Origin of the sequence: Streptomyces spiramyceticus (assembly GCF_028807635.1) — a bacterium.
GTDB lineage: Bacteria > Actinomycetota > Actinomycetes > Streptomycetales > Streptomycetaceae > Streptomyces > Streptomyces spiramyceticus.
The window spans coordinates 439,966-461,252 of record NZ_JARBAX010000001.1; the positions used below are offsets into that span (position 1 = coordinate 439,966).

General features: G+C 70.8%; 20 protein-coding genes and 1 riboswitch. Of the genes, 5 read left to right on the top strand and 15 right to left on the bottom strand.

Translation table 11 applies throughout. The features are described 5' to 3' along the window. Nucleotides 1-242 precede the first annotated feature (242 nt). The 3 genes from PXH83_RS01850 to PXH83_RS01865 form a co-directional block, all read right to left on the bottom strand. The gene (locus tag PXH83_RS01850) at nt 243-1,367 is read right to left on the bottom strand and encodes an Rv3169 family protein (RefSeq protein ID WP_420803105.1); all 1,125 of its coding nucleotides are present in this window, start codon (nt 1,365-1,367) and stop codon (nt 243-245) included. A 405-nt stretch (nt 1,368-1,772) separates the two neighbouring features. Continuing rightward, on the bottom strand, nt 1,773-2,945 hold the full coding sequence (locus PXH83_RS01860; protein WP_274555902.1) for an acyl-CoA dehydrogenase family protein: 1,173 nt from the start codon (nt 2,943-2,945) through the stop codon (nt 1,773-1,775). A 161-nt stretch (nt 2,946-3,106) separates the two neighbouring features. Beyond that, a complete protein-coding gene (locus PXH83_RS01865; RefSeq protein ID WP_274555904.1) occupies nt 3,107-3,736 on the bottom strand; it encodes a TetR/AcrR family transcriptional regulator in 630 nt (209 codons plus the stop codon). Nucleotides 3,737-3,957: 221 nt separating this feature from the next. Between PXH83_RS01865 and PXH83_RS01870 the strand changes: the two genes are divergently transcribed. Genes PXH83_RS01870 through PXH83_RS01880 form a run of 3 tightly spaced genes read left to right on the top strand, consistent with a single transcriptional unit; the run spans nt 3,958 to nt 6,307 of the window. Next, nucleotides 3,958-4,506 carry a DUF6230 family protein gene (locus PXH83_RS01870; protein WP_274562630.1) on the top strand — a complete coding sequence of 183 codons (549 nt, stop codon included), beginning with the start codon at nt 3,958-3,960 and terminating at the stop codon, nt 4,504-4,506. After that, entirely contained in the window at nt 4,497-5,435 is a 939-nt protein-coding gene (locus PXH83_RS01875) for a DUF6114 domain-containing protein (protein WP_274555907.1), read from the top strand. Before PXH83_RS01870 ends, PXH83_RS01875 begins: the two co-directional genes overlap by 10 nt. Then, nucleotides 5,432-6,307: a hypothetical protein gene (locus PXH83_RS01880; protein ID WP_274555910.1), complete on the top strand. Its 876-nt coding sequence runs from the start codon at nt 5,432-5,434 to the stop codon at nt 6,305-6,307. The genes PXH83_RS01875 and PXH83_RS01880 overlap by 4 nt, the downstream gene beginning before the upstream one ends. Here the strand turns inward: PXH83_RS01880 and PXH83_RS01885 are convergent. Beyond that, nucleotides 6,300-7,676, bottom strand: coding sequence for a peptidase C39 family protein (locus PXH83_RS01885; RefSeq protein WP_274555912.1), 1,377 nt, complete (start codon nt 7,674-7,676; stop codon nt 6,300-6,302). The two genes, PXH83_RS01880 and PXH83_RS01885, sit on opposite strands and share 8 nt — an antisense overlap. 201 nt (nt 7,677-7,877) lie before the next feature. Between PXH83_RS01885 and PXH83_RS01890 the strand changes: the two genes are divergently transcribed. Both PXH83_RS01890 and PXH83_RS01895 read left to right on the top strand, forming a co-directional pair. Beyond that, entirely contained in the window at nt 7,878-8,516 is a 639-nt protein-coding gene (locus PXH83_RS01890; protein WP_274555914.1) for a uridine kinase family protein, read from the top strand. A gap of 342 nt (nt 8,517-8,858) precedes the next feature. Continuing rightward, nucleotides 8,859-10,775 carry an AAA family ATPase gene (locus tag PXH83_RS01895; RefSeq protein WP_274555916.1) on the top strand — a complete coding sequence of 639 codons (1,917 nt, stop codon included), beginning with the start codon at nt 8,859-8,861 and terminating at the stop codon, nt 10,773-10,775. A 6-nt stretch (nt 10,776-10,781) separates the two neighbouring features. Here PXH83_RS01895 and PXH83_RS01900 read toward each other — a convergent pair whose 3' ends face one another. The 11 genes from PXH83_RS01900 to PXH83_RS01950 all read right to left on the bottom strand — a co-directional run bounded on the left by PXH83_RS01900 (nt 10,782) and on the right by PXH83_RS01950 (nt 21,226). Next, nucleotides 10,782-11,903, bottom strand: coding sequence for a hemolysin family protein (locus PXH83_RS01900; protein ID WP_274555918.1), 1,122 nt, complete (start codon nt 11,901-11,903; stop codon nt 10,782-10,784). Then, nucleotides 11,900-13,240 carry a hemolysin family protein gene (locus PXH83_RS01905; protein WP_274555921.1) on the bottom strand — a complete coding sequence of 447 codons (1,341 nt, stop codon included), beginning with the start codon at nt 13,238-13,240 and terminating at the stop codon, nt 11,900-11,902. Before PXH83_RS01905 ends, PXH83_RS01900 begins: the two co-directional genes overlap by 4 nt. Nucleotides 13,241-13,426: 186 nt before the next feature. Beyond that, the gene (locus PXH83_RS01910; protein WP_274555923.1) at nt 13,427-13,879 is read right to left on the bottom strand and encodes a PH domain-containing protein; all 453 of its coding nucleotides are present in this window, start codon (nt 13,877-13,879) and stop codon (nt 13,427-13,429) included. Nucleotides 13,880-13,938: 59 nt separating this feature from the next. Beyond that, nucleotides 13,939-14,796: an ATP phosphoribosyltransferase gene (hisG, locus tag PXH83_RS01915; protein ID WP_274555926.1), complete on the bottom strand. Its 858-nt coding sequence runs from the start codon at nt 14,794-14,796 to the stop codon at nt 13,939-13,941. A gap of 66 nt (nt 14,797-14,862) precedes the next feature. After that, nucleotides 14,863-15,144 carry a phosphoribosyl-ATP diphosphatase gene (locus tag PXH83_RS01920; protein ID WP_214916175.1) on the bottom strand — a complete coding sequence of 94 codons (282 nt, stop codon included), beginning with the start codon at nt 15,142-15,144 and terminating at the stop codon, nt 14,863-14,865. 34 nt (nt 15,145-15,178) lie between these two features. Further along, nucleotides 15,179-15,664 carry a 6,7-dimethyl-8-ribityllumazine synthase gene (gene ribH, locus PXH83_RS01925; RefSeq protein WP_214916160.1) on the bottom strand — a complete coding sequence of 162 codons (486 nt, stop codon included), beginning with the start codon at nt 15,662-15,664 and terminating at the stop codon, nt 15,179-15,181. A 32-nt stretch (nt 15,665-15,696) separates the two neighbouring features. After that, the gene (locus PXH83_RS01930) at nt 15,697-16,986 is read right to left on the bottom strand and encodes a bifunctional 3,4-dihydroxy-2-butanone-4-phosphate synthase/GTP cyclohydrolase II (protein WP_274555938.1); all 1,290 of its coding nucleotides are present in this window, start codon (nt 16,984-16,986) and stop codon (nt 15,697-15,699) included. Next, nucleotides 16,983-17,636, bottom strand: a complete 654-nt coding sequence (locus PXH83_RS01935; protein WP_274555940.1) for a nicotinamide mononucleotide transporter family protein — start codon at nt 17,634-17,636, stop codon at nt 16,983-16,985. The genes PXH83_RS01930 and PXH83_RS01935 overlap by 4 nt, the downstream gene beginning before the upstream one ends. Further along, nucleotides 17,633-18,241 carry a riboflavin synthase gene (locus tag PXH83_RS01940; protein WP_274555942.1) on the bottom strand — a complete coding sequence of 203 codons (609 nt, stop codon included), beginning with the start codon at nt 18,239-18,241 and terminating at the stop codon, nt 17,633-17,635. Before PXH83_RS01940 ends, PXH83_RS01935 begins: the two co-directional genes overlap by 4 nt. Continuing rightward, nucleotides 18,242-19,351, bottom strand: a complete 1,110-nt coding sequence (ribD, locus tag PXH83_RS01945; RefSeq protein ID WP_274555944.1) for a bifunctional diaminohydroxyphosphoribosylaminopyrimidine deaminase/5-amino-6-(5-phosphoribosylamino)uracil reductase RibD — start codon at nt 19,349-19,351, stop codon at nt 18,242-18,244. A 165-nt stretch (nt 19,352-19,516) separates the two neighbouring features. Further along, nucleotides 19,517-19,647, bottom strand: a riboswitch (FMN riboswitch). 406 nt (nt 19,648-20,053) lie between these two features. Then, entirely contained in the window at nt 20,054-21,226 is a 1,173-nt protein-coding gene (locus PXH83_RS01950) for an ROK family transcriptional regulator (RefSeq protein WP_274555946.1), read from the bottom strand. Nucleotides 21,227-21,287 lie beyond the last annotated feature (61 nt).

Consider the following 21,287-nt stretch of genomic DNA (forward strand, 5'->3'; position numbering starts at 1 on the left):
TCCTCGCAGGTGGGTGGGGTGACTCGCAGGTGAGTGGGTTGAACAGCGCACAGCGGGGGGAGTTGCCTCCGCACGCCGATTACGGACCGTATGCAGCAACCACACCGATGCCATCGCCGAGGTCTGGACAGGGCCCGACTGCACGGGTGAGGTCGACTGGCTGGTCTACCCCGGAGAGACGTACTGCACGGAGACCGCGCAGAGCGTCTTCGTCCTCTGAGGTGATGCGGCGGCCCGGGCGGCTAGCCGGCGACCGAGTCATAGCCGGTGAAGCCGCTCGGGTCGTGACGGCCGAAGGTGCCGTGTTCGAAGATGCCGTGGCCGATCCGCCCGTCCAGGGTGAAGCGGGCGGCGTGGTCGGTGACGCCGTACGCGGCCATGGGGTGCGCGGTGGGGTCGGACAGGTCGTACGTACGCCGGTCCGTCCAGCCGCGGCCCTGCCAGCTGCCGTGCTGCCAGTCGGCCGCGGGCGGGTATCCGGCGCCGACGGCCAGCGGCGACGAGTTCAGGATCTCCACGCCCAGCTCCAGCGGCTTGCGCGCGGGGTCCGTGAGGTGGATGACGGCGCGCTCGGGGTGGCGGGTGCCCGGGCGGTACGTGATGTCGGCGTGCGGCCAGCCGAGCTGTACGTCGCGTTCGCCCTCGCGCACGAGGAGGGCTTCGTTCAGGGTGCGGTGGCCGTCGGCATCCTCCTGGGCGATCACCATCAGGAAGCGGTCGTCGAAGCGCACCGGGATCCAGAGCCAGTGGAAGCCCTCCGGACGGTGTTCCTCGGCGGCGCGGCCGCCGTCCTCGCCGGGGATGGGCCGCACGCCCCAGCTCCGGTCGCGGGTCCCGGTCCACTCCCCCGCCGCCAGGCGTATCTCCTCTCCCGCCACGCGGATCGTGCCCGCGGCGCCACCCGCCTGGACGAAGCGGCGGCCTTCGAGCATGAGACGGTCGCCGCGCCGCTGGACGTGGTGCGGTTCCCATACGGCGGGGAACTCCGCCGTCCAGGTGACGTCGTACGAGAGGGAGTCCGGGTCCGCCGGATCGGCGTCGCAGTGCAGCGAGAAGCGGCGCAGCGGCTCGTCGACGGTGATGCGCAGCGGGCCGACGGAGAGGTTCATACGGTCGTCGGTGAGGGCGTCGGATGCGCGGACGGCATGCAGCCGGTCGCCGATGCGCAGGGTCGCGTAGGCGTCGATCACCCCGGTGTTCGGGTAGACGCCGAGACCGGCGATGAGCAGGGCGCGGCCGGTGTGGTCGACGAGGTGGAAGATGCATCGGTCGTAGGCGTTGCGGTCGCCCGTCGCGACGTGCTTCATCGACAGCGGGGCCTGGTGGATGGGGTATTCGTCGAGCGCGATGGGGCGGTCCTCGGCCACGGCGGTCCTCCTGGGCGGACGTAGCTGGATACGGCGTCGCCCGGAGGGTGCGGCCCCGGCGGCGGACATGACGGTACGTCAGGAATGGCGCCCGGGGCCATACTCGTGTCACCGCCGGAGCGGTACGGTCACTGTGCGAACGGACGCTCGGACGGTCCGTGCGATAACCCCGACGGCCCCGCGGCTGTTGCCCAGGCATGACCTTGCAGTACATCGAGGCCGGTGACGGACGCCGGCGCCTCGCTCCCCTGTCGCTCGAAGAATCGGTTCCGCATGCTCCGGATCCGCCCCTCTACCGGGCCCTCGTGTACCAGTGGCAGAGCAGCGGCCGGACCCTGCCGGGACGCCGCGACCCCGAGTGGGTGCGGCTCGTGGCGTCCCCGGCATGGCCGGACGCGGATCGGATCAGCGCGTTTCGGGCCCGGCGAGATGGCGGGCGATGACCATGCGCTGAATCTGGTTCGTCCCCTCGACGATCTGGAGCACCTTCGCCTCGCGCATGAAGCGCTCGACCGGGAAGTCCAGCGTGTAGCCGTAGCCGCCGAGCACCTGGACGGCGTCGGTCGTCACCCGCATCGCCGCGTCCGTGCAGAACAGCTTCGCCATCGCCGCCTGCCGCGAGAAGGGCCGCCCGGCGTCCCGCAGACGCGCCGCCGCGAGATACAGCGCCCGGCCCGCCTCGATCTGGGTGGCCATGTCGGCGAGCATGAAGCGCAGGCCCTGGAAGTCGGCGATCGGCCTGCCGAACTGCTGCCGCTGGGTGGCGTACGAGACGGCCTCGTCCAGTGCCGCCTGCGCCACCCCGACCGCACAGGCCGCGATGCCGAGCCGGCCCGAGTCGAGTGCGGACAGCGCTATCGCGAAGCCTTGACCCTCCTCGCCGATACGGCGGGAGTCCGGGATGCGTACGCCGTCGAAGTTGAGCTGGGCGGTGGGCGAGCCCTTCATGCCCATCTTCTTCTCGGGGTGCGCGGCGTTCAGCCCCTCGGCGTCGCCGGGCACCAGGAAGGCCGTGATGCCCCGGGCGCCCTCCCCGCCCGTACGCGCGAGGACCGTGTAGAAATCGGCGATCCCTCCGTGGGTGATCCAGGCCTTCGTACCGCTGATGACCCAGCTGTCCCCGTCACGGACGGCCTTGGTGCGGAGCGAGGCTGCGTCGGAACCGGACTGGGGCTCGGAGAGGCAGTAGGCGCCGAGCAGGCCGCCACCCAGCATGGCGGGCAGGTGTTCGGCCCGCTGTTCCTTGGTGCCGTATCCGGCGAGGGCATGGCAGGCGAGGCTGTGGACGCTGACGCCGAGGCCGACCGTGAGGCGGGCCGAGGCGAGCTCTTCCAGGACCTGAAGGTAGACCTCGTACGGCTGGTCCCCGCCGCCGTGTTCGGCGTCGTACGGCAGACCGAGCAGACCTGATGCGGACAGCAGAGTGAAGATCTCGCGCGGGAAGTGCCCGGCGTCCTCCTCGGCCGCCGCCTGGGGCGCGATCTCCCGCTGGATCATGTCTCGCACGAGTGCGAGCAGATCCCGGGACTCCTCCGTGGGCAGCTGACGTTCCACCGTCTCCGGGGCGCGGTCGGGCATTGCGGCGCTCTCCTCCCTGTCGGGCACTGCGGCGGTCGCGCGCGCAGGGTGTGGCGGCGCCGCCGGGTCTCGCTGCCGGGCCGCCTTCGCGCCCTCCGGATCACGGAAGTCGCTGGCCAGCGGCTGTGGCGGGATGAGTATGCCCGATGGAAGGGCTCCCGTCACGGGGTGGCGGGCGGCGCCGGGCAGCTTGGCTCCAGTTCCTCGATCGTACGAAGAGTGCCGCGCAGCAGCCGTATGAGCAGCTCGCGCACTTCGTCCCTTTCCAGCTCCTGATGCCCCAGCCAGTCCAGCGTGACCCCTTCGACGCCGGTCATCCAGCCGATCAGCGCCAAGCGGGCGACAAGTGGGATGTCGCGGCGGCCGTACGCCCCCTCCGCGATGGTGGCGATCAGCTCCTCGCGCACCGCGTCGCGTATCGCCTGGACCTGGCTGTCGAAGCCGACGCCGCCCGTGACGATCGTGCGGTACGCAGCCTGGTGGTGCTGGGCGTAGCGCAGGTAGCCGTCCATGGTGCGCTGGACGCGCTCGGTGCGCGGGAGGTCGGTGTCGCTGCCGGCGCGCGCGACGAGGTCGGCCACGGACTCCTCGATGATGGCGAGGTAGTAGCCGCGCTTGCTCTTGAAGTAGTAGTAGATCAAGCCCTTGGCGACGCCCGCGTGCCGGGCGATGTCGTCCATCGACAGTGCGTCGTACGACGTGTCGGCGAACAACTTCCGTCCGGTCGCGATGAGTTCGGCGCGGCGCACCTGCGAACGCTCGGTGGAACCGCGCTGTTGACTAATATTCAAATTCGGCCCTAGTCTCCAACTGCCACAGGATCTCCGCAGTATGGCAGACCTGCGCCAACTCCCTTTCTGCGCCGTCCTGAAGGTGCTCTGCCACGCACTTCCCCTGCGCACGGACGACGTACGGGAGGAACGAAAAAATGAGCGCAGCCAACAGCGCAGCCAAGAAGCCGACTGCTGGGGTCGAAGGCAGAACGGCATGGAAGAAGACCGCGGTCGTCGCGATGCCGGCGGTCCTCGCCGTCGGGATGATGGCCGCCATGATGGGCGAGGGCGCCCTGGCCGCGTCGTTCGCCGTGTCCGGCACGAGTTTCCAGGTGTCGTCGGGGAAGCTGACCAGCCAGGGCCTGTCCAGTTACGTACAGACGGACCGGTCGGCGGACGGCAAGGGCCATCCCGTCGCTCTGCTTGGCATCGGGGACGCACGGCTCAGCGACATCTGCCAGGCCGCCGAGATCGGCACCCCGGTCGGGAAGGTCGTCTTCAAGCTGACGGCGGGCGGCAAGGCCGGTGAGGTGACGGCCAGCAGTCTGGTCATCGACGCCGAGGACCTGGTCGGCGACGCCCGCTTCGGCACGGCGCAGATCGGCCGGGACGCCTCGACCCTCGACCAGGTGCCGGGCGTCAAGGGCGAGACCGGGAAGTTCGGGCTCCAGGCCGGGGACATCGAGGTCTCGGGCGTGAAGTCGCACGCCTGGTCCGCGACCGGCGGGAACTTCCGGCTGAAGGGGCTCAGCATCGATGTGAGCCTGGACGGCAAGAAGTGCTTCTGACCCATCCGGCCAGGGGATGGCTGGACGACCGGCTGCCGTACCCGGACGGGCGGCGCAGGCTTCGCGCCTGGCGGCGGACCCGCCCGTTCTGGGGCGGGCTGCTGCTGATGCTGGGCGGCGCCGAGCTGCTGCTCATCCCGCTGTCGCCGCTGACCGTGCTGGTGAGTCTCGGGCTCGGCGGGCTCGCGGCGATCGGGATCGGGCTCGCGCTGATCGCCGCGGGGCTGTTCCTGTGGTTCCTGCCGCACACCCGGCATTACGTCAGCATCAACGCGCTGATCCTGTCCGTACTGTCCTTCGCCGCGACCAACCTGGGCGGCTTCCTGGTCGGCATGGGCCTCGGGATCGCGGGCAGTGCGATGGGCTTCGGCTGGACGCCCGTACGGGACGAGGAGGCCGAGCAGGGGGTGCCGATGCGGGACGGGCACGGGCCGCGCACGCTCGCGGCCGCGCTGCCCGTGGTGCTGCTGGCCGCGACGTTCGGCGGGACGCCGGTCGGGAAGGCACCGGCGCCTGGCCCGATCGTCGCGCCCCGGACGCCGCCGACCGTGACCACCACGCTTTTCGCCCCCGAGGGCTTTCTGATCGCGGGGGTACGGGAGGTGCCGACGGCCGACGGGCCCGTGAAGGCGATGGTGCTCAAGATGCGGTCGGCGTCCCTCACCGACTACCGCCTCAGGACCCGCGACGGCCGCGACGAACTGGCCCTCGGCGCGGACACCCTGGACCTGAGCGGCAACGTCACCCTCTACCTCACCAAGTTCAGCGGTTGCCTGCAGGGGGTGCTCTGCCTCACCTTCACCCCGGACGGCCTGCCCGTGCCCCCCGTGGTGCCGCCCTTCGTCTTCATGACCGACGTCAGCGCCGAGCAGGCCCTCGTCACATCGGACGTGATCGTCACGGACGGACTGACCCTGGAGGCGTCGTGATCCAGATCCAGGCGGCGCTCTTCTGGGCGTACGCGGTCGGGGCCACCTTCGCACTGTCGGCGGGCCGCCAGCTCCAGTGGTGGGAGCGGTCGGTACAGGGCGAGGGCGTACGGACACGCAGTCGCGCGGCCGATCCGTATCTCGCACTCACGCTGCTCTTCGCGTCGGTCCTGATGGTGCCGTCCGGGCTCTTCCTGCTCTGGCAGAACCCGTCCTGGGCGACCATGCACGTGGCGCGCGGGCACGACGGCCTGTGGGCCGGCTTCGTGCTGTTCTACGCCGGCGGGATCGTCGTCGCCACGCTGCTCGGATTCCTGGCGGCCCGGGTCTTCGTGCTGGTGGGGGCGGGGTACTGGGCGTACCTGCAGGCCGTGGGCGGCTACTTCCTGCTCTTCGGCACGCTGATCCACGGCTGGGACGGGAACGGCTACCGGCGGCTGCTGACCACCGGCGCGGGCGCATACACCGACTGGCCCCGCGAGAGCGTCGTCAACAACGTCCTGGACTTCCTGACGTCGGGGACGTTCCTCGCGCTGCTGGTCCTGGGTACGGCCGTCATCGGGACCATGCTGCTCACCGAGATCGGCTGGCTGGTGGAGGGGTGGCGGCTGCCGGGCGCGGACGAGGACCGCAAGGTGCCGCGCGTCGTGGCCGTCGCCGTGGCGGCCGCCGGGGTCTACGGCCTGCCGTTCGCCGGGGCGCTGGCCGCGAGTCTGCTCGTACGTGCGCTGGGGTGGGCGGCCGGGCTGGGGCTCTTCGCAGTGCTGGCGGGTGTGGTGCTGCTGCCGGGGCGGGGGCCGGTGCGGGTGCTGTACGGCCTGGTGGGGGTCCCGGGCCGGCACTGGAGGGCCGACGCACCGTGCGTCAGCTGATGCCCACCGCTTCGAGTGCGCGTTGCTGGGTGGTTGTGGGCTGGGCGGGCCAGTAGATGTAGCAGACGCCGCCCGTTCCGGGCACCACCTTCCCGTTCGCGTTGTGGCGCTTCGTACGGAGCCAGATGTTCTCCCACTCCCGGCGCTTGTAGACGCGGCGCACTGCCTCGTTGCTCGGCGACGCCGGATCGTTCGCGATCACATCGCCCTCGGGGGTGAAGCCGATGACCGTCATGATGTGACCGGCCGTGCCGTAGCCCGCGCCCGTCAGCTCCTCCTTGAGGAAGGACTGCGACGTGATGGCAGGGATGCCCGCGCGGATCAGCGTCTCCAGGTCGTCGAGCGAGTGCAAGCGGGTGACGACAGAGCTCATGCCCTCGTACGTCGCGGCGTACGCGGCGTTGAAGGGCCAGTTCCCGCACCCCTCGTACTGGTAGTCGAACGTGAAGCGGGCAGCATGGCAGACCTGGGGGTCGTCGAAGGCCGGATTGACCCAGGCCAGGTCCTGGGCGGTGGGTTTCCGCCCCCAGTACTCGATGATCATCTGGGAGGAGGTGGGGCTGCACCAGGCCTCGCCGCCGTTGTCGTACTCCGGGTACTGACCGATGTGCGTGTTCTGCGAGTAGCGCGGAACCACGAGCTCCCTGGCCACCTGCGGCTGTGACGCCGGCACCGTGAAGCGGTCCGGCACGTCCGAGGCCATGGCGCCGAGGCGCCAGACGGTGGGGGTGAGCGTCGTGCCGGGGCTGCGGTACAGCGTCAGGCGCAGCTGGTACGAAGCCAGGCGCAGGCTGCCTGCCGAGGCATTGACGGCGACGGTGTCGGTCCAGACGGCGCTGCGGCCGTCGGTCTGCTTGTCGACGGAGGTGCGCCTGATGTCGCCGTCGCCCGCCGCCCAGCGGCCCATCACGTACCAGGGCGTCGTGCCGCCGTCCGAGTACGTGCCGGAGAGCTCGACCGCCAGCCAGGTGCCCGCCGGGGTGTCGGCGTTCCAGGACGCGATGACCTCGGACGCCGGGACCGCCGAACGGTGGACCGGCGAGGTCCAGGTCGCGTACTCCCAGGTGGAGGTCTTGCCGGTGTGCGGGTCCCGGTAGTCGGTGCGCCCGTTCGGCGCACCGATGACGAGCCCGGGCCGTTGGCCTGCCACGGCCTCGGTGCCGTCCGCGGTGCCGGAGCGCCAGTCGGTGTAGGAGGACCAGAAGCGGTTGTCGACGAACTGGGGCGCGGCAGACGTGCCGGACGCGTCCGAGGCGGCGGAGGCGGGTGCGGCAGCGGCGGCCGGAGTCGTGGCTGATGCGGCGGTCGTGCCTGCGGCTGCCGCGATCGCGGCGGTCAGGACGGTGCGGCGCGAAGCGGGTCTGGTCATGATCACGGCCCTCCAGTCGGATGCGGATGGCACAGGCAGGTACACGACGGTGCGCCAACTATGTCCGGTCCCGGCCGGCTCCTGCCAGCACTTCGGACCGCGTCGCACCGGGAATATTGGTGCAGACCACTGACGCAGACCAGGGCGTGACCTGCGGACCCTTGCGAGGGTGGGGAGCCGCGGGGATCTAGGGTTGGCGGAATGGAACGCCTCGACCTGCTCGCCGCCTCCCTCCGCGCCCTGCCGCCCTCCTGCGGCCCCGTGCGTCTGATCGCGGTCGACGGGCACGCGGGCTCCGGCAAGAGCACCTTCGCCGCACGGCTCGCAGCGGCGCTCGGCGGCGCACCCGTACTGCACCTCGACGACCTGGCGACCCACGACGAGCTCTTCGAGTGGACAGGACGGCTGCGCGAACAGGTGACGGGCCCGCTCTCCCGGGGCGAGACCGCGCAGTACGCCTCGTACGACTGGACCCTGCGCCGCTTCGGCCCGCCCCGGCCGCTGGCCCCCGCACCCGTCGTGATCATCGAGGGGGTGGGGGCCGGGCGCAGCGCCGTACGCCCCGATCTCGCGCGGCTGCTCTGGATGGACCTGGACGCGCCCCGGGCGTGGGCGCGGGGACGGCGCAGGGACGGAACGGCTCAGTCCGGTTTCTGGGACGGATGGACAACGGCGGAGATGCGCCATTTCGCCGAGGACCCCTCGCGGCCCTACGCAGATCTGCTGGTAGAGCAGTGTCAGGAGGGGTACCTGTGGCGCCCGGGGCCTGCCGCGACCTCACGGCCGGACCAATCTGTCACCGCGCGTGACCACCTGCCCCCACCCTCCGAAACGGCCTGAAAACCTCCCCCGCGAGTGCCTCAACTCCGCTTGACCCAGGGGGCGTACAGGTCTTACGTTCTCAATGTGCGGCTTACCGAAGCCGTCGCAGACGCGAAGCCCCCGGTTGTTCCCCCGTGATCGGGGGCTTCGTTCTGCCCTCGCAGCCCTCTTCCGGGCGTCCGGCGATGCCATCCGCTCACCCTCGGTCACCGTCAGGGTCAGGCCTGCAGCACCCTTAGGTCCTGACCCTCTGCACAGGTACGATGCCCTACGGTGCGGTCAATTCCCGTCCGCGACAAGACGGTTCTGCGAACTGCCGACGGGCGCACGCCCGGCGGCACATCACGGGGGGCTCGGTCTGTGGGGGACGTGACGGACTTCGGCACGAGGGGCGTGAACGCCCCGGCCGACCTCGCCTGGCTGCGCGCCGTCGACGCATACACGATGGGCGCGTATCCGCAGGCCGAAGAGGAGTTCAGGGCCGCCGTACGGATGGACCCCGGCATGGCCGACGGCTGGCTCGGGCTGCACGCGCTGCGCATCGACACGACCACCGCACTCCTGCGCATGTACCGCCACCGCGACCGCTTCGGCGAGCAGCGCGCCCGGCACCGGCGGACCCTCAACTCCTGGTACTGGCTGGGCTGGTGGGTCCAGCCCGTCCTGGAAAAGCCGCGCGACCTGCTCCTCGCGCACGCCTCCCACTGGCTCGACGGCCGCCACGTTCCCGAGCTCGACCGCGCGCTGGCCGGGCTGCCGCCGGTGGACGCCGACCCGCAGGTGCGGTTCCTGCACGCCTGCCGGGCGTACCTGGTCAAGGACTGGGAACAGCTCGTACGCCATACGGACCCGCTCGTCGACGACCCCCTGCTCGGCATCGAGACCGGGCTCTTCGGCGGCATGGCCCGGGTGCGCCTGGAGATGTACGGGCAGGCCGAGCCGCTGCTCTCCGCCTCCCTCATGCGCTGCCGCAGCGAACAGCCGCAGCGCAAAGAGCTCCGCTACTGGCTGGCCCGCGCCCATGAGGGCACCGGGCGCAGCGCCGCCGCCCTGCCGCTCTACCGGGCCGTGCACCGGGTGGATCCGGCCTTCATGGACACCGCGGCGCGACTCGCGGCGATCGCCGAGGGCGACGGGTACGAGGACTCCGCCGATTTCGCCGCCGTGTCCTTGGGCGGGCTCGGCCAGGACACCGCGGACGGTGCGGGCGACGCCGAGAGCCTGACCGGGCCCGACGCGCCGGAGGGGCGCGACCTGCGGCTCGGCGACGGCGTTCAGACCCCGCTGGGAGGCACTGTGCCGCCGGTCGCCCAGAGCGGCGTACGGGAGAAGGCGGCCGTACCGCGCAGGCCGGAGTCCCAGCCGTTTCCGGCGGGCCCCTCGGATCCCGCGCTGCTCGCCGAGGCGCTGGCGGAGCTGGAGCGGATGGTGGGCCTGGAGCCGGTGAAGCGCCAGGTCAAGGCGCTGTCCGCGCAGCTGAACATGGCCAGGTTACGAGCCGGGCAGGGCCTGCCCGTCCAGCCGCCGAAACGTCACTTTGTCTTCTCGGGCCCCTCCGGCACCGGCAAGACTACCGTCGCCCGCATTCTGGGGCGGGTCTTCTACGCACTCGGGCTGCTCGGCGGCGACCATTTGGTGGAGGCCCAACGGGCCGATCTGGTGGGTGAGTTCCTCGGTCAGACCGCGGTCAAGGCCAATGAGCTGATCGACTCGGCGATCGGCGGGGTGCTCTTCGTCGACGAGGCGTACAGCCTCTCCAACTCCGGTTACAGCAAGGGCGACGCGTACGGCGACGAGGCCCTCCAGGTGCTCCTCAAGCGCGCCGAGGACAACCGCGACCACCTGGTCGTCATCCTGGCCGGCTACCCGGAGGGCATGGACCGTCTGCTGGCCGTCAACCCCGGCCTCTCGTCCCGCTTCACCACCCGGGTCGACTTCCCCAGCTACCGGCCGCTGGAGCTCACCGCCATCGGCGAGGTGCTGGCCGCCGAGAACGGCGACGCCTGGGACGAGGAGGCCCTGGACGAGCTGCGCAGCATCAGCGGGCACGTCGTCGACCAGGGGTGGATCGACGAGCTGGGCAACGGCCGCTTCCTGCGCACGCTGTACGAGAAGAGCTGTGCGTACCGGGACCTCAGGCTCTCCGGTTACGCCGCCACTCCCACGCGCGACGACCTGGCGACGCTGCGGCTGGCAGACCTGATGCAGGCGTACGGCGAGGTCCTCTCGGGCCGCGGCCCCGCGAGCCGGGGCCCGCAGGAACCGCCCGCACTCTGACCCCGGTCACCCCACCAGCGCCGCCGTTCCCGACGCGTCGTCGGCCGCTGTCCTGCCCAGTGCCGGGGAGGCCCCACGGGGCAGCCGCGGCACCACCACCCGGTGCGCGGGGTCGCGTACCTCGCCGACCAGCATCTCCAGTACGTCCTCCAGGGCGACCAGGCCGAGCACCCGGCCGGCCCCGTCCGCGACCTGTGCCAGATGTGTCGCGGCGCGGCGCATCACGGTCAGGGCGTCGTCCAGCGGAAGCTCGGCGCTCAGCGTCGCCATCGGGCGCCAGACCTGCTGGGGCACGGCCCGCTCTCGCTCCTCCTGGTCGAGTACGTCCTTGACGTGCAGGTAGCCCATGAAGGCCCCGCCGTCGGCGCCGCACACGGGGAAGCGCGAGTAGCCGGTCTGCACCGTCAGCTCCTCGATCTCGCGCGGCGTGACCGAGGGCTTCACGGTGACCAGGGAGGCCCGGTCGAGCAGGACGTCGGTGACCGGGCGGCTGCCCAGCCCCAGCGCGTCCCCGAGGCGCTCGCGCTCCCCCGGCTCCAGCAGTCCGGCCTGGCCGGAGTCCTCGACGAGACGGTTGAGCTGCTCGCTGGTGAAGACCGCCTCGACCTCGTCCCTCGGCTCGACCCGGAACAGCCGCAGTACGAGCCGCGCACAGGCACCGAGCGCCGCCGTCACCGGGCGGCACAGCCGCGCGAAGCCGACCAGGCCCGGGCTGAGCCACAGCGCGGTCTTCTCGGGGGCGGCCATGGCGAGGTTCTTCGGCAGCATCTCGCCGACGACGAGGTGCAGGAAGACGACCACGGCGAGCGCGATCATGAACCCCAGCGGGTGGATCAGTCCCTCCGGCATGTGTACCGCGTGGAAGACGGGCTCCAGGAGATGCGCGACGGTCGGCTCCGCCACCGCGCCGAGCGTCAGCGAGCAGACGGTGATCCCGAACTGCGCCGCGGCCATCATCTGCGGCAGGTTCTCCAGTCCGTGCAGCACCTGCCTGGCCCGGGCCGAGCCGTTGGCCGCGAGCGGCTCGATCTGGCTGCGGCGTACGGAGACGAGTGCGAACTCGGCGCCGACGAAGAAGCCGTTCGCCAGCACGAGCAGCAGTGCGAAGAGAAGGTGGAGAACGCTCATCGCACGGCCTCCAGGACCTTTGCGGTACTCGCGGTACGGACAAGTCGCACCCGTTCCGCCCGGTAGCGGTCCACCTGCCGTACGCAGAGCCGCCAGCCCGGCAGCTCGGCCCGGTCGCCCGGGGCCGGAATGCGCCCCAGCAGATCCGCGACGAGCCCGGCCACCGTCTCGTACGGCCCCTCGGGCACTTCGAGGCCGATGCGGCGCAGGGCGAGGACCCGGCAGCTGCCGTCCGCCTCCCAGGCCGGATTGCCGTCCTCGGCGGGGGCCACGGCCAGCTCCGGCCGCTCGGCGCCCTCGTCGTCGTGCTCATCCCTGACCTCTCCGACGAGCTCCTCGACGATGTCCTCCAGGGTGACGACCCCGGCCGTACCGCCGTACTCGTCGACGACGACGGCGATCGGCTGCTCACTGCGCAGCCGTTCGAGGAGCTGTTGTACGGGCAGGGTCTCGGGAACCATCAGCGGCGGCACGGCGACTCTGGCCAGGGAGGTCCGGTGCCGCTCGTGCACCGGCACGGCGAGCGCGTCCTTGAGGTGGACCATGCCCACGACCTCGTCGATGCGCTCCCGGTAGACGGGAAAACGCGAGAGGCCGGTGGCCCTGGTGAGGTTGAGGACGTCCGCCGCGGTCGCCGAGGACTGCAGCGCGCTGACCTTCACGCGCGGCGTCATGACGTGCTGCGCGGTGAGGCCGCCGAGCGAGAGGGTCCGTACGAACAGGTCGGCGGTGTCCTGTTCGAGGGTGCCCGCCCGCGCCGAGTGGCGGGCGAGCGAGACGAGCTCGCCCGGGGTGCGGGCGGAGGCCAGCTCCGCGGTCGGCTCGACCCCCAGCGCCCGTACGAGGTGGTTGGCGACGGAGTTCAGCAGGGAGATCACGGGCCGGAAGACGGTCGAGAACAGTTGCTGCGGTCCCGCGACGAAACGCGCGACCTGCAACGGCCTGGAGACCGCCCAGTTCTTCGGAACGAGCTCGCCGATCACCATCTGCACGGCAGAGGCGAGCAGCATGCCGACCACGACGGAGACGCCGGGGACGGCTGCTGCGGGTATGCCGATTGCGGTGAAGGGGCCGGCCAGCAGGTGGGCGAGCGCGGGCTCGGCGAGCATGCCGACCACCAGTGAGGTGATGGTGATGCCGAGCTGCGTTCCGGATAGCTGGAAGGACAGCTCCCGCAGTGCTTCGACGACGGTGCGGGCCCGCCGGTCGCCTTCGGCGGCGGCGCGCTCGGCGTCCTGCTTCTCCACGGTGACCAGGCCGAATTCGGCGGCTACGAAGAAGCCGTTGGCGAGGATCAGGAGGAAGGCTGCGGCGAGCAGCAAAAGGGGGATGGTCATGCCGCCGCCTCTGAAGAGAGGGCGGCGCAGGTATTACCGGACGATCCGTCCATTGCTGGAGGGAGTCACTCCTCGGGTCGCAGGTGCCCCGCGAGCCGTACTGAACCGGCTGTGCAATGCGAGGCGGCGCGCTCTTGGCGCACCGGTCAACAGAGTAATCAACAGTGCGCCGCGCACGGCAGGGGCTCAGCCGGTGTGTGTGCCTGTGCCGCGGGATTCCGCCAGAGCGCGCAACGCGCGGGCGTCGCGGATGGCCTGCTCCTTGGCGATGCCGGGCTGGATGCCGAGGGCGGGCAGGCTGGTGCCGTCACTGAGGTCGAGGAAGACCCAGGCGTCGCCGGGACGCAGATTGACCTGGAGGATCTGCGCCCACTCCAGCCGGCGTGTGGTCGTGAGGTTGACCACGGTGACGCCGGTTTCGTCGGCGACGACCTTGGGGCGGCTCAGCAGCAGGAGTACGCCGAAGAGCAGCACGGCGGTGAAGATGAAGGAGACCCGCTCGCCCGCGCTGAGGGTCTCCAGCATCAGGGCGACGGCGGTGATGACAGCGAACATCGCCACCCCGACGGTCAGGAGGACGGCCCGGGTACGGGTCGGCCGGAACGTGACCGGCAGGGCGGGGAGTTCGGACTGGGACACGGCGGTCGGATTCCTTCAGGCAGGGCGGGGGCTCAGGCGCGGGCGCGTCCGGCGGTCCGTCAGAGACGGCAGGCGTGGATGGCCGTGGTGAGGATGGCGCGGGCGCCGAGCTCGTACAGGTCGTCCATGACGCGCTGGGAGTCCTTGGCCGGGACCATCGAACGTACGGCGACCCAGCCCTCGTTGTGCAGCGGCGAGATGGTCGGCGACTCCAGGCCCGGGGTGAGGGCCACGGCCGCTTCGAGGTGCTCGGCGCGGCAGTCGTAGTCCATCATCACGTAGCTGCGGGCCACCAGGACGCCCTGGAGGCGGCGCAGGAACTGCTGCACCTTGGGGTCGGCCGCCTCCTCCGTGGAGATTCCCGAGCGGCGGATCACGACCGCCTCGGACTTCATGATCGGCTCGCCGATCACTTCGAGGCCCGCGTTGCGCAGGCTGGTGCCGGTCTCCACGACGTCGGCGATGACCTGGGCGACGCCCAGCTCGATGGCGGTCTCGACCGCGCCGTCCAGGTGGACGACGGCGGCGTTGATGCCTTCGTCGGCGAGGTGCTTGGCAACGATGCCCTCGTAGGAGGTGGCCACCGTCATGCCGCCGAAGTCCTTGACACCGGTCGCGGTGCCGGGCTTGGTGGCGTAGCGGAAGGTGGAGCGGGCGAAGCCGAGCTGGAGGATCTCCTCGGCGTTCGCCCCGGAGTCCAGCAGCAGGTCGCGCCCGGTGATGCCGATGTCGAGGCGGCCGGAGCTCACGTAGATCGCGATGTCCCGGGGCCGGAGGTAGAAGAACTCGACCTCGTTCTCGGGGTCGACGAGGCGGAGTTCCTTCGACTCCTTGCGCTGCTGGTAACCGGCCTCATGGAGCATCTCCGACGCAGGTCCGGAGAGGGAGCCCTTGTTGGGGATGGCGATGCGCAGCATGAGGTCAGGTCCTTCTGTGCGATGAGAGTCGTAGTCGTACGTGCGTTGCGTTGAAGCGTGCGGAGCTCAGAGGTGGGCGTAGACGTCGTCGAGGGAGATACCGCGGGCGACCATCATCACCTGGACGTGGTACAGCAGCTGCGAGATCTCCTCTGCGGCGGCTTCCTTGCCCTCGTACTCGGCGGCCATCCAGACTTCGGCGGCCTCCTCGACGACCTTCTTGCCGATGGCATGGACACCCTTGTCCACCAGCTCGGCGGTGCGGGAGGTCGAGGGGTCGCCGTTGGCGGCCTTGAGCTGGAGCTCGGTGAAGAGCTCTTCGAAGCTCTTGGGGGGTTTGTTCGCCATGATGGTCTAAGAGTACGGGGTGGCCTGCGGCCACTCAGCGCCAGGGCTCGGCAACCGTGCGCAGCGTGGTCGCGGTGGCGACGGCCGCGGTCACCGCCTCGTGGCCCTTGTCCTCGTTGGAGCCCTCGATGCCGGCCCGGTCGAGGGCCTGCTCCTCGGTGTCGCAGGTCAGCACGCCGAAGCCGACGGGTACGCCGGTGTCGACGGAGACCTGGACGAGGCCGTTGGTGACGCCCTGGCACACGTACTCGAAGTGTGGCGTTCCGCCGCGGATGACGACGCCCAGCGCGACGATCGCGTCGTAGCCGCGGCCCGCGAGGACCTTGGCGACGACGGGGAGCTCGAAGCTGCCGGGGACCCGCAGGACGGTCGGCTCGTCGATACCGAGCTCGTGCAGGGCGCGCAGGGCGCCGTTGACGAGGCCGTCCATGACCTTCTCGTGCCACTGGGCCGCGATCACCGCCACCCGCAGGTCGCCGCAGTTCTTCACGCTCAGTTCGGGTGCGCCCTTGCCGCTCACGCGTCTCTCCTGAAAGTTGTATTGGTGACTTTTTACTGGTTGCCGCAGGTGGAGGCGGGGGTGCCGTCCAGCCAGGGCAGGTCGTGTCCCATCCGGTCCCGCTTGGTCCGCAGGTACCGGAGATTGTGCTCGCCCGCCTTGACGGGCATGGGCTCGCGTCCGCTGACCTTCAGGCCGTGCCGTACGAGCGCCGCGGTCTTCTCGGGGTTGTTGGTCATCAGCCTGAGGCTGTGCACGCCGAGGTCTTCGAGGATCTGCGCCCCCGCCGCGTAGTCCCGCGCGTCGGCGGGCAGTCCCAGTTCCAGGTTGGCGTCGAGGGTGTCGCGGCCGAGCTCCTGGAGTTCGTACGCGCGCAGCTTGGACAGCAGCCCGATGCCGCGTCCCTCGTGGCCGCGCAGATACACGACGACGCCGCGGCCCGCGTCCGTGATGGCCTGCATGGACGCTTCCAGCTGGGGGCCGCAGTCGCAGCGCAGCGAGTGGAAGATGTCGCCGGTCAGGCACTCGGAGTGCATCCGCACGAGGACGTCTTCGCCGTCGCCGATCTCGCCGTGGACCAGGGCGACGTGTTCGACGCCGTCCACGGTGGAGCGGTAGCCGTACGCCGTGAACTCCCCGAAGGACGTGGGGAGATTGACGGTGGCCTCGCGGCGGACAGTGGGGTCGGAGGTGCGGCGGTAGGCGATCAGGTCCTCGATGGAGATGATCGTCAGGCCGTGCTTGCGGGCGAAGGGGATCAGCTCGGGCAGCCGCAGCATCACTCCGTCCTCGCCGGCGATCTCGACGATCGCGCCGGCCGGGCGCAGGCCCGCGAGCCTGGCGAGGTCCACGGCGGCCTCGGTGTGGCCGTTGCGGACGAGCACGCCGCCGGGCTTGGCGCGCAGCGGGAAGATGTGGCCGGGCCGGACGAAGTCGCCCGCCGTGGACCCGCCGCTCGCCAGGAGCCGGAGGGTGGTGGCGCGGTCGGCGGCCGAGATGCCGGTGGTGACGCCGTGGGCCGCCGAGGCGTCGACGGAGACGGTGAAGGCCGTGCTCATCGACTCGGTGTTGTTCTCGACCATCTGGGGAAGGTCGAGCCGCTCCAGTTCGTCGCCCTCCATCGGGGCGCAGATCAGGCCGCGGCATTCGCTCATCATGAAGGCGACGATTTCGGGGGTCGCCTTCTCGGCGGCGATGACGAGGTCGCCCTCGTTCTCCCGGTTCTCGTCGTCGACGACGACGACGGGCCGCCCGGCCGCGATGTCGCGGATGGCTTGTTCGACGGGGTCGAGGGCGAGGTCCTCGACGTTGTCGGTGCTGTACCACGTGGGCAGGGCGCTCATGCTGCTGCTCCTTCCATGGCCGGCTTCACGCTCGTACGCGAGCGCTGCCACCAGTCGTAGGCACCCCAGAGGACGAGGGCGAAGTAGACGACGTACACAAGACCGGAGAAGGCCAGGCCGCTGCCGAAGGCGAGCGGTACGCCCACCAGGTCGACCAGCAGCCAGGCGAACCAGAACTCGACCAGGCCCCTGGCCTGGGCGACCATCGCGACGAGCGTGCCGACGAAGATGTACGCGTCGGCCCAGGGGCTCCAGGACAGCGACGGGTACAGCGTGAACAGCCCGCCGACGGCCAGCGTGCCCACCACGGCTCCGGCCAGCAGCAGTCCGCGCTCGCTCCAGGTGGCGAAGCGGACGGCGATCGAACCGTCCTGGGCCTGCTGCCTGCCGCGCTGCCACTGCCGCCAGCCCCACACCGCGACGCCGATGACCAGCAGCTGCTTGCCGACGCCGCCGCTCAGGTTCGCGGAGTAGTACGCGGCGACGAGGATGACGCCGGACAGGAGCTGGGCGGGCCACGTCCATATGGAGCGGCGCCAGCCGAGCGCGAGTGCGGCGAGACCGATGGTGTTGCCGATCATGTCCGACCACATGATGTGCTGGTCGAAGGCGGTGAAGGCCTCGCTGTTCAGCCAGGACACGGCGCTCACTTGGCGGACTCCTCGGCATTGGCGCCGAGCAGCCGCTCGACGTACTTGGCGATGACATCGACCTCAAGGTTGACCGGGTCGCCGGGCTGCTTGATGCCGAGCGTGGTCAGGGCGAGCGTGGTGGGGATGAGGCTGATGGTGAAGTAGTCGGGGCCCGCGTCGACGACCGTGAGGCTGACGCCGTCGACGGTGATGGAGCCCTTTTCGACGACGTACCGGGTGAGGGCTGCGGGGAGCGAGATCTTGACGATCTCCCAGTTCTCGGAGGGCTTGCGCTCGACGATGGTGCCGGTGCCGTCGACATGGCCCTGGACAATGTGTCCGCCGAGCCGTCCGCCGACCGCCATCGGTCGCTCCAGGTTGACCCGGGAGCCGGTGGTGAGGGCGCCGAGGCTGGAGCGGTCGAGCGTCTCGGCCATCACATCGGCGGTGAACTCGCCGTCGCCGAAGTCGACGACGGTGAGGCAGACGCCGTTGACGGCGATCGAGTCGCCGTGCTTCGCGCCTTCGGTGACGACGGGGCCGCGCAGTCGGAAGCGGGAGGAGTCGCCGAGGTTCTCGACGGCGGTGACTTCACCCAGTTCTTCGACGATTCCGGTGAACACTCAGTCCTCCTGCTGGACGTGCTGGACGGGTCGGACGTGCTGGACGGTGGCGGTGATGCGCAGATCGGGGCCGATACGGACGGCCTCGGTCATGTCGAGGCGCAACGCCCCGGACATGGTGGGGATTCCGGCGTCGGCGAGGGCATGGGGGCCTGCGCCGAGCAGTGCGGGGGCCAGGTAGCCGACGACGGTGTCGACGGCGCCTGCCGCGACGAAGGCTCCCGCGAGGGTCGGGCCGCCTTCGAGGAGCACGGAGCGGACGCCGCGTCCGTGCAGGTCGGCGAGGAGCGCGGGGATGTCGAGACCGCGCCCGGTCCTTGGCAGCCGTACGACATCGGTCCCGGGAAGGCTGGTCTCGGCGTCCTCGGCGACCGCGATCAGTGTGGGCGCGGCGTCGTCGAGGACGCGGGCGCCGGGCTTGACGGCGGTGGCCTCGGTGTCGACGACCACGCGCAGCGGCTGGACGACGCCTTCGATGCCGCGTACGGCGAGGTGCGGGTCGTCGGCGCGGGCGGTGCCCGAGCCGACCACGACCGCGTCCGCCTCGGCGCGCAGCCGGTGGACGTCGGCGCGGGACTCGGGCGAGGTGATCCAGCGGCTGGTGCCGTCGGCGGCGGCGATCCTGCCGTCGAGGGTGGCGGCGTACTTCCACAGGACGTACGGGCGTCCGAGGCGTACGGAGGTCAGCCAGGCGATGTTGCCCGCCTCGGCCTCGTCGGCCAGGAGCCCCTGCCCGATGTCGATCCCGGCTGACCGGAGGGTGTCCGCACCACCGGTGGCCTGCGGGTTCGGGTCGGCGACCGCGTACACGACACGGGCGATCCCGGCCTCGACGAGCGCCTGGGCGCAGGGGCCCGTACGGCCGGTGTGGTTGCAGGGTTCGAGGGTGACGTACGCCGTGCCGCCCCGGGCTTTTTCGCCCGCATCGCGCAGGGCGTGGACCTCGGCGTGCGGGCCGCCGGCGCGCTGGTGCCAGCCCTCGCCGACGGTCTGTCCGGAGGCGTCGCTGATGACGCACCCGACGACCGGGTTGGGGCTGGTGGAGCCGAGTCCGCGTGCGGCGAGCAGAATGGCTCGGCGCATGGCGTTTGCGTCGGCTGCGGTGGCCACCGGGTCCTCCTGCCTCTTCGGGCACGGACTCCGGGGCCTGTCAATGACGACAGAGAGCGGGGAAACACACCACGAGCACTGGGAACGCCGGGGCCGAAAGAGGGGTCGCCCAAGGGGGCGAGCCGGACTGCCGACAGCGGCGTACCAATGACCTGTGACGGCCCGCCGCGCACTGCCTCCCATCCGGACTTTCACCGTCGGTACAGGAATTTCACCTGTTCAACCGGCCACTGGAGGTGACCGGGTCGCGGACTATAACCGCCGGTTCGGAATTACACCGACCCCGGAGTGCGCTGCTGCTGGTACACGGTCAGTGTGCCACGCCTGATCGACGGTCATGCATGCGAGGCCTTGTGGTCCGGCTCACAAGAGGTTGGTCCATACCTATTGACGCTCTGATCTGGTCCTCTTAGCGTCTGCTCGCAACGCGAACCCAATCCCCAGTTCGCGGCCAGGCCGACCCTCCCCAGGAGGAACACACATCGGCGGGCCCTGGCAGGGGACTTGGCACGCGACACGACGGTGGTGGACGAAGAGAGAGGAGCCGGGTACCAACCGGTGAGTGGGGCGTCTGGCAGGACCTCGGAGCCTGCTGAGCCCAGTTGAACGCCCGGCGGCGGAGACCGGCCCTTCCCGCCGCCGGGTCCCTCTTTGTCAGTTCCGGGCTTTGTCAGTTCCGGGGTGCGGAAGGTGCGGACCTTCTCAGTTCCGAGGTGCGAATACGTCGTCCTGAGCCGCGTCCCGCGCGGTGAGCAGCGCACCCTGGAGCACCGCCCCGTCGCCCAGTTCCCCCGCACGTACCTCCGTGCGCAGCGGTGACAGGGCGGCCAGTCGGCCGGCGACGCGCTCGGCGAGGGCGGCGCCGCCGGTGTGGCCGGTTTCGCCGCCCAGGAGGACGCAGCCCGGGTCGAGGACCGCGGTGACGGCCGCCGCGCCTACGGCCAGATGCGTGGCCAGGGTGTCCAGGAAGGGTTCGCCGCGACGGCCCGCCGCAAGGGCCGCCCGTACACCGGCGGCGGCGGACGTGTCTCCGGCCGTCGCTATGCCGTGCCGGGCGGCGAGTTGGGTGATGGCCGCTCCGCCCACCAGCGAATGGAAGCCGCCGTCGCAGGCGGTCGCCGACGGCAGTCCCACGGTGCCGGGCACGGGCAGGAAGCCGATCTCGCCCGCGCCGCCCGACGCCCCCCGGCGCAGCTTGCCGTCGAGAACGAGCGCCGCGCCCACGCCGTGGCCGAGCCAGAGCAGCACGAAGGTGTCACGGTCGCGGGCCGCGCCGAGCCGCTGTTCCGCGACGGCGGCGAGGTTCGTCTCGTTCTCCACGAGCACTGTGGCGGGAAGACGTTCCTGCAGGGCGGCGACCAGTCGGCGGTGCCAGGCGGGCAGCCCTGTGGTCTGGCGGAGTTCGCCGGTGGCGGGGTCGATCAGGCCGGGTGCGCCGATCCCGACGCTGTGCAGCCGCTTTGCCCCGGCCTGGCGGGCGGTGCGTTCCAGCAGTGCCACCGCCTGCTCCACGGCGGGCTCGGTGCCCGTCGCGTCGCCGTCGATCGGCAGGGTCGCCTCGGCCAGGGTCGTACCGAGCAGGTCGGCCACGACGACGGAGACGCCCTGGGTACGTACGTCGAGCGCGGCGAGGTGTGCCCGGTCCGCGACGATCCCGTAGAGCCGGGCGTTGGGGCCGCGGCGCTGTGCCCCGGCCTCTCCGACCACGGTGATCAGCCCTGCTCCCTGCAGTCGTTCGACCAGGTCGGCGACGGAGGGCCGGGAGAGTCCGGTCAGCGTTTTCAGCTGCCCTGCCGTCAACGGGCCCTCTTCCTGAAGCAGCTTCAGAGCGAACCGGTCGTTGATGGCCCGGGCGGTGCTCGGTGATGCGGGCATGCCGCGGATCCTCTCAGATCTATTTATCAGGCAGGGTTCCTGATAGTTTACTCGGCACGTT